The sequence below is a fragment of the uncultured Demequina sp. genome, from assembly GCF_913055775.1.
Lineage (GTDB): Bacteria > Actinomycetota > Actinomycetes > Actinomycetales > Demequinaceae > Demequina.
Genome location: NZ_CAJXJX010000118.1, coordinates 1 through 8,545, shown reverse-complemented (window position 1 = coordinate 8,545; position 8,545 = coordinate 1). Strand labels below are relative to the sequence as shown.

The following is an 8,545-nucleotide window of genomic DNA, read 5'->3' as shown; positions in this document are numbered from 1 at the left end:
TCGATCGGCACGGCATATTGCTTCGCCGGGCGAAGCAGCAGGTTCAGTAACGCCTCCTCGACGCTCGCCGAGACTTTGAGCGGATTGTTGTCGTGCGGCTCGATCGTCGCGACCGGCACGCCCAGCCCCGCCGCGACCGACGAGCTCATCGCGACGATCGACGCCTCGTTGACGCCGAAGGCGAACGCGCAGCCGGCCAGCGCGAGCAGCGCCACCCGCGCGGTGCGGGTGGTGAGCATGAGCGATTCGATCGAGCGCGTGGCCGCGACCGGCTCGTCGAGCACCACGGGCTGCGCGCTCGAGACGACCGGGATTGACAGGGTGGTCGGCTCGGCCTCCGCCCACACGCTTGCGGGCGCGGCTGCGTCGCCTGGCGCACTCTCAGTGGCAGGCGGGAGCTCGACAGTGTCGTCGAGGGTGTCGTGGGCGTCGCGGAGCGAGGCGGTTCCCCCCAGCAGGGGCGTCTCGAGCTCCGCCGTGCGGGGCGCGTTGTACAAGCAGGTCTTCCAGGGGGTTCACATCGGTGTCAGGGGACGAGTCGCGGCGCCTGAGCGCCTTCCGCCCGGAGAACGCGCCGAGGGCCTGTGCTGTTCCTGCCCTGCTGTGCCGGCGCTGGTGGCGCCGTCAGTTTCGCGCGGCGCGCTCCGCCAGCCAAGCGCCCAGGGGCTCCGTGACGCTCGCTGCCAGGGGTTTGCCGATCTGATGCTTGTACCGCTGCGGGAGCGAGGCCTCGGCGGACTCCTCGCGCAGTAGGTGGTCGACGTCTGCGGGCGCGGCCGTGGTCACCGGTCCACGGACGGCCGATGCGATGGCCGGGAGGTCTGCCGCCTCCACTTGGATGTCCTTGTCGCCGGTGATGGCGAGCGCAGGCACGGTCACCTGGCGGAGGGCCACCAGGGGATCCTCGTCGAGGAACTCGCGCATCCAGCCGGCGTTGACCTGGGCTCCGCCGATGCGCGCCGAAGGCGTGGTGGTGGCGCGGAGCTTGGCGATCGCCTTGGCCTGCTGTCCCGCAACTGTCTGGCGCATGAGGCGCAGGAGCGCTCGCGCGAACGCGGGGATGGTGGGCTCGAGGTGCGCCGCCTGCCCGCGCAGCACCGCCTCGCCGTCCTGTGCCGGGCAGGCGAGCAGCACGACGCCCGCGACCAGTTCCGGAGACTCGGCCGCGAGGGCGGCGGCGTGGAGCGACCCCGCGCTGTGGCCGATGACGACCACTGGCGCGCCGTGCGCGGCCTGGACTGTGGCTGCCAGGGCGGCCCGCGCATCGGCCCTCTCCTCGAGCAGCGTCGTGGTGAGGTAGTCGCCCTCGGATGCGCCCACGCCGGCCTTGTCGTACCGCAGGCTGGTCCAGCCCCACTCGGCGAGGCGCTCGGCGAGCAGGCGCTGGATGCCGAGCGCGATCCGCTTCTGGTCGCCGTCGCGATCGATGTCGCCGGAGCCGGCGAGCAGCAGTGCCGTGGGGGAGGGCGAGGCGGGCTCGACGGCGTCGGGGCGGCGCAGGGAGCCCGCGAGGATCAGTCCTCGCGAGCGGAAGGTCAGGGTGGTGTCCACGTCGATCCTCACGGGTGATGCGGGGCTGCACGACGCGCCCTCGTCATTAGTTCCATTATTGGGACTGATTGCGTAGAATGCAAGCGTGACCGACCCCGACGTGCTCCTGCACCCCGTCCGCATGCGCATCGTGCTGGCGCTGGGCGGGCGGGAGCTGACGACCGCGCAGCTCGCCGATGCGATGCCGGACGTGGCGCGCACCAGCCTGTACCGTCACGCGGGCGTGCTGCTCGAGGCCGGGGCGATCCGGGTGGTGGCGGAGCGCGAGGTGCGGGGTGCCGTCGAACGCACGTTCGCGCTGGTCTCCGACGAGGTGACGGCCTCCGGCGATCTCGATTCCGCGGCGCTGAAGTCCGGCATCGCGGCGTTCACAGCCTCGGTCGGGGCGGCGTTCGCGCACGCGGTCGACGGCGGGGTCACAGCGCAGGACCCGGTGTCGTTCCGGCAGGTCGCGCTCGACCTCACTGACGAGCAGGCGCTTGCGATGGCCGGCGAGATTGCCGCGGTCGTGGAGCGCTATGAGGAGCAGGCGCGTGAGGAGCAGGCGGAGGCGGCCCCGGGCGGCGACACTCGCCGCTTCCTCTTGTCTGCGGTGCTCCACCCGGACGCTTCACGCCCAGAGCCCCAGGCCTGAGCTGGGTCAACCCGCCGAGAGCTCCAGCTTCACCAGCCGATCGTCGGCCACGCGAGGGCTGCCGCGGCCGTCGGTGTTGTTGGTGAGCACGTACACGTCCGCGCCGTCTGTCACCGCCGCGCGCAGGCGGCCCAGATCCTGGACGATCGCCTGGGGTTTCCCGAAGCCCGGCGAGCCGTAGGGCACCCAGTACAGTGTCTCGCCGCGCAGCGCGGCCACGAACACGCCGAGCTCGGTGGCGGCGATGCCGCTCGGGGAGGCGGAGGACGTGGGCTGCCACTGCGCCACCGGGTACGTGAAGCCGTCTACGGTGTCGCCCAACTGGGTCCCGTCAGGCGAACCCAGCAGGCCCTCGACCTCCGGCCACCCGTAGTTGGCGCCGGGCTCGATCTGGTTGAGTTCGTCCGCGTCGTTCTGCCCGAACTCCGAGGCGACCATCGTGCCGTCCGGCAGCCACGCCAGCCCCTGGACGTTGCGATGGCCCATGGACCACACGAGGTCTCCGAACGGGTTGTCTTCCGGCATCGAGCCGTCCGCGTCGGACCCATCCGCCACCACCCGCAAAATCTTCCCGGCGAGCGAGTCGCGCTCCTGCGCCAGCTGCGCCTGCGCGGCGTCTCCCGTCGCGACATACAGGTGCCCGTCCGGCCCGAACGCGATGCGTCCGCCGTCATGATTGCGCGCCTTGGGGATCCCGGCGACCACGTCCACCGGCGCGGACAGCGCGTCGCCGTCGAGACTCATGCGCACCACCGCGTTGCCGTCGCCGCGCGTGAGGTACGCGTAAAGCACGCTGTCGTCGCCCGGCAGCAGCGCGAGCCCCAGCAGCCCCGCCTCGCCGGACGCATCCACGGCGGCCGCCAGCGCATCGGCCCCCGGGCCCGTGAGGGCCGTGGTCGTGCCGCCGCTCACCCGGAGGATGCGGCCGGCGTCGCGCTCGGTGACGAGAGCGTCCCCGGAAGACGTGAAGACGGCGTCCCAGGGCGCCGCGAGGTCCGTGGCGATCGGCTCGATGCCGGTCACCTCGACGCTGGTCACCTCCGAGTTCACCGACGGCGCGACCGCCGGCTCGCCCGGCGCACCGGAGCCCGCAGTGACCTGGGGCACGGAGCCAGCCGCCGTCGACGACGGCGAGGGATCCGCCGAGCCGTCGCCGGAACAGGCCGCCAGCACCAGCGCCCCCCCCAGGCAAGCCGATGCGAGGGTGGCGTTGCGTACACGGGTCGCCATGGCGTCTCCATCCCGGGTGGGGGCGCGGTCTACGAGGGCAGCGGCGGGCGCCGCGGCGATGTTCCTCCAGCCCCCCACGGCGCCCGTCAGTCCGCGAGCACCTGCTGTCGCGCGGTCGACAGCGGCACCGAGCCGTACTTGAGGAAGCGGTCGTGGAACTCGCGGATGTCGAAGCCCGGCTTCGCCTCCGCCTCGCGGCGCATGTCCTGGATCTCGAGCCGCCCGATCATGTACGCCAGCGCCTGGCCAGGCATGCCGATGTAGCGGTCGATCTCCTGCTCGATGTGGCCACGGTCCATGGGGGAGTGGTCGAGCATGTACTGGATGGCCTGCTCGCGCGACCATCCCAACGCGTGCATGCCGGTGTCGACCACCAGGCGGCACGCGCGCAGCGAGTCCGCGCTCAGCATGCCCACGCGGGACAGCTGCGACGAGTACAGCCCCATCTCGTCGGACAGCCGCTCGGTGTAGAGCCCCCAGCCCTCCGCGTACGCGGTCGAGTGGAACTCGCGCTGCACCTTGTGGATCGCAGTGTTCTCTGCGTTGAGCGCGAGGTGCAGGTGGTGGCCCGGGATGCCCTCGTGGAACACGATGGCCTCCAGTTCGTACGTGGACCACGCCTCCGGGTGCGAGGTGTTGAAGTAGAACTTGCCCACCTTGCCCGTCTCGGGATCCGGCGACGAGTAGTACGCCATCGGACCAAAGGGCGTCGCCTCGGCGAGGCACGGCGTCTCCGGGACCACGGCAAACCAGTCCGGCGCCGCCGCATCGGCCTTCTTGAGCGCGAGCTCCGCGTCCGCGATCAGCGGCACCGCGTCGCGGTACTTCATCGACTCGTCGTCACGCAGCTTGGCGTAGATCTCGGAGACGTCGTCGGTGCCCAGCAGCGGCCCGGCGATCTCGCGGTACTCGTCCTCGAGCTTCGCGATCTGGTCGAGCCCGATCTGGTGGATCTCCTCGCCCGTGCGCTCGAGCAGCAGGTGAGAGTAGATCTTCTCGCGGTAGACGTCCGCGCCGCCGGGCAGGTGCACCAGGCCGGGCTTGTCATCCGGCATGCCCCGCGACGCGAGCGCGCGCAGCGTCGCCTCGAAGGTGGTGAGGCCGGGGCGGACCACCTCGGCGATGATCTGCGCCCGCTCGGCCTTCCACGCGTCCTTGTCCTCGTCGGAGATGTCCGCGGGCGGCGCCTGCGCGGCGAGGCGGTCCTCGTCGCCCTCGGGGCTCGCGAGGTAGGCGGCCACAGAGTCCGCCGTCGCGGTCAGGTGGCTCGCCGGGGCGATGATGCCGTCGTCGGCGGCCTCTGCAGCCACCTGAGCGATCTGCAGGAACGCGGCGGGCATGCCGCGCAGCTTCTCGAGGTAGTCGGCGCCGTGCTGTGCCGTCGCGAGCGAGTAGTTGTCGATGAACGACAGCATCAGCTCGAACGCGCCCATCTTGGGGTTGAGGTGCTGCAGCTCGACCGTCCATGGCTCGCCGCGCACCTCGGACAGCGCCGTCGATGCGAGCGCATCGCGCAGCGCGGTCGCCTGCGGATCGCCCGCGGTGTCGATCGCAGCCGCCCTGTCCGCGAACTCCTGCATGCGCTCCACGAGCTCCGCGCGGCCGGCGCGCGAGAAGTCGTCCCACTCGGCGAGATGCTCGAGCTTGCCGGCCCACATGAGTGAGAACGGGCTCGAGGCGAGGGCGAAGTCGTAGAACTCGTCGGCAAGGGCAGTCAGGTCATCCATGGCTCGAGCCTATGTCCGTCGGAGGGGTGCCGCGCGCCGCGCACGTGAGGAGGGCCGATGCGGTGGTGCAGGGCCGATGCGGTGGCTGGCGGCCGATGCGACAGTCCCGTCCCGTACACTGGTGGGCAAAGCGCAGACCCGGCCATCACCGGTGAGCTTGCGGAAGAAACTCGGGAGACCGGGGACTAGAACCGCACGGGCAGCCCGTCACAGCGGCGCCTCCGTGGCAGCGGGGGCAGGAGTGGTCGCGATTCGCCTGCACGGCAGGGGAGAGCGGCAAGCGAGGTGGTACCGCGCGAGCGGGTCCGGCCGGAGGTCGGAACCGGGAGCGTCCTCGCCCGAGTTGACGCACGGACCACTGAAGGAATCATGAGCTCGTACCCCCTGCATCGGCCCTCCGCCGAGGTTCCCGCCTCCCCGAACTTCCCCGCGCTCGAGGAGGAGGTGCTGGCCTACTGGAAGGAGGACAGCACCTTCCAGGCGTCGATCGACAACCGGGCGGACGCGGACGAGTACGTCTTCTACGATGGCCCGCCGTTCGCCAACGGCCTGCCGCACTACGGCCACCTGCTGACCGGGTACGCCAAGGACGTGGTGCCGCGCTTCGAGACCATGCGGGGGAAGAAGGTCGAGCGCCGCTTCGGGTGGGACACGCACGGACTGCCGGCCGAGCTCGAGGCCGAGCGCATCCTCGGCATCACCGACAAGTCGCAGATCGAGGAGATGGGCATTGCGGCCTTCAACAAGGCGTGCCGCGACTCCGTGCTCAAGTACACCGACGAGTGGCAGGAGTACGTCACCCGCCAGGCGCGCTGGGTGGACTTCGACAACGACTACAAGACGCTCGACCCCACCTTCATGGAGTCGGTGATCTGGGCCTTCAAGTCGCTGTACGACAAGGGCCTGGCGTACGAGGGCCACCGCGTGCTGCCGTACTGCTGGCGCGACGAGACCCCACTGTCCAACCACGAGCTGCGCATGGACGACGACGTCTATCAGAACCGCCAGGACCCGGCGCTGACCGTGGCGCTGCCCCTGGTGGACGCTCCCGGCGACCTCGCCGGCGCCGAGCTGCTCATCTGGACCACCACGCCTTGGACGCTGCCGAGCAATCTCGCGACCGCCGTGGGTCCGGAGATCGACTACGTCGTGGTCGCCCCCGCCGAGGGCGAGTTCGCCGGACGTCGCGTGGTGCTCGCCGCGTCGCGTCTGGCCGCCTACGGGCGAGAGCTGGGCGAGGGCGCCGAGGTGCTCGCGACCGTGCCCGGCGCCTCGCTGGCCGGGCTGGGCTACCAGCCGCCCTTCGCCTACTTCGCCGGGATAGACAACGCCCACCAGGTGCTCACCGGGGACTTCGTGTCCACGGAGGACGGCACGGGAATCGTGCACATGGCGCCCGGCTTCGGTGAGGACGACGCCCTGGTGTGCGCGGAGGCCGGGATCGGCACCGTGATCCCGGTCGACTCCAAGGGCCGCTTCACCAGCGAGGTGCCTGACTATGTGGGTCAGCAGGTCTTCGACGCGAACAAGCCGATCATCGCGGACCTCAAGGAGCGCGGCGTCGTGCTGCGCCACGAGACCTACGACCACAGCTACCCGCACTGCTGGCGCTGCCGCAACCCGCTGATCTACCGCGCGATCTCGTCGTGGTTCGTGCGCGTCACCGAGTTCCGCGAGCGCATGGTCGAGCTCAACGAGCAGATCACCTGGGTTCCTGAGCACATCAAGCACGGCCAGTTCGGCAAGTGGCTTGAGGGGGCCCGCGACTGGTCGATCTCGCGCAACCGCTACTTCGGCACGCCCATCCCCGTGTGGGTGAGCGACGACCCTGCCTACCCGCGCACGGACGTGTATGGCAGCTTCGAGGAGCTCGAGCGCGACTTCGGCCGCCTGCCGCTGAACGAGGACGGCGAGCCCGACCTGCACCGGCCCTACATCGACGACCTCACGCGCCGCAACCCGGACGACCCGACCGGGAAGTCCGTCATGCGCCGCATCCCCGACGTCTTCGACGTGTGGTTCGACTCCGGCTCGATGCCGTTCGCCCAGGTGCACTATCCATTCGAGAACCGCGAGTGGTTCGACGGCCACCACCCCGCGGACTTCATCGTCGAGTACATCGGCCAGACCCGCGGCTGGTTCTACGTCATGCACGTGCTCGCGACCGCGCTGTTCGACACCCCCGCGTTCACGACGTGCATCTCGCACGGCATCGTGCTGGGCTCCGACGGCCGCAAGATGTCCAAGTCCCTGCGGAACTACCCTGACGTCAACGAGGTGTTCCACCGCGACGGCTCGGACGCGATGCGCTGGTTCCTCATGCGCAGCCCCATCCTGCGCGGCGGCAACCTCATCGTGACGGAGGAGGCCATCCGCGAGGGCGTGCGCGAGGTGATGCTGCCGCTGTGGTCGTCCTACTACTTCTTCACGCTGTACGCGGGTGCCGCGAACAACGGCGAGGGGATGCCCGCATCGGCCGTGCACGAGGACGACATCCCGCACATGCCGGTCATGGACCGCTATGTGCTCGCGAAGACCGCGGAGATGCTCGACGACATGGGTCGCCAGCTCGACGTCTACGACGTGCCTGGCGCGTCCGACACGCTGCAGGCCTTCATGGACCTGCTGACGAATTGGTACGTGCGCACCCAGCGCGACCGCTTCTGGGACGAGGACCCGGCAGCGTTCGACACGCTGTTCACGGTCCTGGAGGCCGTCACGCGCGCCGCGGCGCCGCTGCTGCCGCTGCTGACGGAGGAGGTCTGGCGCGGTCTCACCGGCGGTCGCTCGATCCACCTCACCGACTACCCCGTGGCGCCCGAGGAGTGGCGTGACTCGTCGCTCGGCGAGGTCATGGATCAGGTGCGCGAGGTGGTCTCCACCGCGCACGCGCTGCGCAAGAAGGAGCAGATCCGCGTGCGTCAGCCGCTCGCGTCACTCACGGTGGCCGTCGCGGACGTCGACGCGCTCGCCGCGTATGCGGACCTCATCGCCGCCGAGCTCAACGTCAAGGCGGTGCACCGCGTGACCGTCGAGGAGTTCACGGCCGCGAACCCGGTCGAGCGCCGCCTGACGGTGAACGCCCGCGCTGCCGGCCCGCGCATCGGCAAGGATGTCCAGGCCGCGATCCGCGGGTCGAAGACGGGTGACTGGACCGAGGTCGACGGCGTCGTGACGTCCGGCGGCGTCGCCCTCGAGGAGGGCGAGTACGAGCTCGCGACGGTCATCGGCGGCTCGGGCGACGACGCGGTGGCGGCGTCCGTCCTGCCGTCAGGCGGTTTTGTGATGCTCGACACCGCGCTGACCGACGAGCTCGAGGCCGAGGGGTACGCGCGCGACCTCATCCGCACGGTGCAGGACACGCGCAAGGGATCGGGGCTCAATGTCTCCGACCGCATCCGGC

At 70.5% G+C, this 8,545-nt stretch carries 6 protein-coding genes; 2 read left to right on the top strand and 4 right to left on the bottom strand.

What is annotated here, in order from left to right; translation table 11 throughout:
- Positions 1 to 287: type VI secretion system-associated FHA domain protein (locus QZ483_RS11110; RefSeq protein WP_297083978.1), on the bottom strand; the 287-nt coding region annotated here is incomplete at its 3' end.
- A gap of 337 nt (positions 288 to 624) precedes the next feature.
- The gene (locus tag QZ483_RS11105; protein WP_297083976.1) at positions 625 to 1,551 is read right to left on the bottom strand and encodes an alpha/beta hydrolase; all 927 of its coding nucleotides are present in this window, start codon (positions 1,549 to 1,551) and stop codon (positions 625 to 627) included.
- 85 nt (positions 1,552 to 1,636) lie between these two features.
- Here QZ483_RS11105 and QZ483_RS11100 point away from each other — a divergent pair, with 85 nt between their 5' ends.
- Positions 1,637 to 2,185, top strand: coding sequence for a helix-turn-helix domain-containing protein (locus QZ483_RS11100; protein WP_297083974.1), 549 nt, complete (start codon positions 1,637 to 1,639; stop codon positions 2,183 to 2,185).
- A 6-nt stretch (positions 2,186 to 2,191) separates the two neighbouring features.
- Here QZ483_RS11100 and QZ483_RS11095 read toward each other — a convergent pair whose 3' ends face one another.
- Both QZ483_RS11095 and QZ483_RS11090 read right to left on the bottom strand, forming a co-directional pair.
- Positions 2,192 to 3,415: a sorbosone dehydrogenase family protein gene (locus tag QZ483_RS11095; RefSeq protein ID WP_297083972.1), complete on the bottom strand. Its 1,224-nt coding sequence runs from the start codon at positions 3,413 to 3,415 to the stop codon at positions 2,192 to 2,194.
- An 86-nt stretch (positions 3,416 to 3,501) separates the two neighbouring features.
- Positions 3,502 to 5,142 carry a DUF885 family protein gene (locus tag QZ483_RS11090; RefSeq protein WP_297083970.1) on the bottom strand — a complete coding sequence of 547 codons (1,641 nt, stop codon included), beginning with the start codon at positions 5,140 to 5,142 and terminating at the stop codon, positions 3,502 to 3,504.
- Between the two features lie 369 nt (positions 5,143 to 5,511).
- Between QZ483_RS11090 and ileS the strand changes: the two genes are divergently transcribed.
- A partial coding sequence (gene ileS, locus QZ483_RS11085; protein WP_297083967.1) for an isoleucine--tRNA ligase occupies positions 5,512 to 8,545 on the top strand: 3,034 nt, incomplete at its 3' end.

Coding starts and splice junctions, on each gene's coding strand:
- QZ483_RS11095 (WP_297083972.1), bottom strand. CDS start 3,415: ATGGCGACCCGTGTACGCAACGCCACCCTCGCATCGGCTTGCCTGGGG.
- QZ483_RS11090 (WP_297083970.1), bottom strand. CDS start 5,142: ATGGATGACCTGACTGCCCTTGCCGACGAGTTCTACGACTTCGCCCTC.